Genomic DNA, 2,079 nt, shown 5'->3' with positions numbered 1-2,079 from the left:
CCGCGCGTGGAATTTCGCTGAGCCAGTCGCGCGTTTCATCGGCGATGGTCTCGTCGACCCCCATCGCTCGATACCATTCGAGCAGAATTCCAGCATTCTCCGAAGGCGCGCGCATGCCGGTGAGATTGCCCACGGTTTAGACGAATAATCAAGTTGGCGGGGAAGCACTTTTACCGTACCTGAGTGCGATGCAAAAAGAACTGCTCTAACTCTTTCTTAGGTTGCGGTCGGTCCAACGGAATTGCCGGTGGAGAGCGCGGGGCCGCTTGGCCGGGAGAAAACCCACATGGAACTGAACGAAGTTGCGGAAGTCCCCGAAGAGGAGGCTCTGCCCGAACGCGAGACGATGGAATTCGACGTCGTCATCGTTGGCGGCGGTCCTGCCGGTCTGTCGGCGGCGATCCGGTTGAAGCAACTCGCCGAGAAGGCGGGCAAGGAAATTTCCGTCGTCGTTCTCGAAAAAGGCTCGGAGATCGGCGCGCATATCCTGTCCGGCGTGGTCATCGATCCCATCGGCCTGAACGCGCTCATCCCGGACTGGAAAGAGCAGGGCGCGCCGCTCGAACAGCAGGTAACGAAGGACGTATTCCTCCGCCTCACGGAGACCAAGTCCTCCGGCTTCCCGCATCACCTGCTGCCGCCCGCGATGCGCAACGATGGCTTCTATATCGGCAGCCTCGGCGCGCTGGTGAAATGGCTCGGTGAGCAGGCCGAGGCGCTGGGCGTCGAAATCTATCCCGGCTTCCCGGCCGCCGAAGTGCTTTACGATGACGACGGCAAGGTTATCGGCGTTGCCACGGGCGATCTCGGCGTCGGCCGCGATGGCAAGCCGAAGGACGACTTCGTGCGCGGCATGGCGCTGCTCGGCAAATATACGCTGATCGCGGAGGGCGCGCGCGGCTCGCTGGCAAAGCAGCTCATCGGCAAGTTCAAGCTCGATGCGAACTCAGACGTGCAGAAATACGGCATCGGCCTGAAGGAGCTGTGGCAGGTCAAGCCGGAGCATCACAAGCCCGGCCTCGTGCAGCACACGCTCGGCTGGCCGCTCGACGACAAGACGGGCGGCGGCTCGTTCATGTATCACTACGGCGACAACCTCGTGGCCGTCGGCTTCGTGGTGCATCTGAACTATCAGAACCCCTATCTCAGCCCGTTCCATGAGTTCCAGCGGTTCAAGACGCACCCGGCCATCGCGCCGATCTTCGAGGGCGGCAAGCGCATCGGCTACGGCGCGCGCGCCATCGTGGAGGGCGGCTGGCAGTCGATCCCGAAGCTGACGTTCCCCGGCGGCGCACTGCTCGGATGCAGCGCGGGCTTCGTGAACGTGCCGCGCGTCAAGGGTTCGCATAACGCGGTGCTGTCCGGCATTGCGGCGGCGGAAGCGGCCTTCGCGGCCGTCGATGCGGGCCGCGCGGGCGACGAACTCACCGCCTACGAGACTGCTGTCCGCACCGGCCCCATCGCGAAAGACCTCAAGCCGATCCGCAACGTGAAGCCGCTCCTGTCGCGTTACGGCACCATGCTCGGCTCGTTCCTCGCCGGCATCGACATGTGGCTGAACAAGCTCGTGCCCGCGCTGTCGCCGACGCTCAGCCACGGCAAGCCCGATTTCGCGACGCTCAAGCTTGCGAAGGACTGCAAGCCCATCGCCTACCCGAAGCCGGACGGCAAGCTGACCTTCGACATCCTGTCGTCGCTGCCGCTTTCGGGCACCAACCATGAGGAAGACCAGCCGGTGCACCTCAAGCTCGCCGATCCGAGCATCCCGATTGGCAAGAACCTGCCGCTCTATGCCGAGCCCGCGCAACGTTATTGCCCGGCGGCGGTGTACGAGGTGGTGACGAGCGTGGAGGGCGAAGCGCGCTTCCAGATCAATGCGCAGAACTGCATCCACTGCAAGACGTGCGACATCAAGGACCCGGCGCAGAACATCAATTGGGAGACGCCCGAAGGCGGCGGCGGCCCGACCTACGCCGGGATGTAAGGCTAAGGATGCGATGGCCGGACCTTCCCGGCCATTTTCGGCGGGGTCTGGCGCAGGCTTGCGCCGTTTCAAGGACGACGCGTGCGCCTCACGCG

General features: G+C 64.0%; 1 protein-coding gene. It reads left to right on the top strand.

The genetic code is table 11. The features are described from left to right. Window positions 1-286 precede the first annotated feature (286 nt). On the top strand, window positions 287-1,984 hold the full coding sequence (locus T281_RS16940) for an electron transfer flavoprotein-ubiquinone oxidoreductase (RefSeq protein ID WP_052037626.1): 1,698 nt from the start codon (window positions 287-289) through the stop codon (window positions 1,982-1,984). Window positions 1,985-2,079: the final 95 nt, after the last annotated feature.

It is taken from the genome of Rhodomicrobium udaipurense JA643, assembly GCF_000636015.1.
Taxonomy (GTDB): domain Bacteria; phylum Pseudomonadota; class Alphaproteobacteria; order Rhizobiales; family Rhodomicrobiaceae; genus Rhodomicrobium; species Rhodomicrobium udaipurense.
This window is presented reverse-complemented; position numbering and strand designations above follow the sequence as displayed.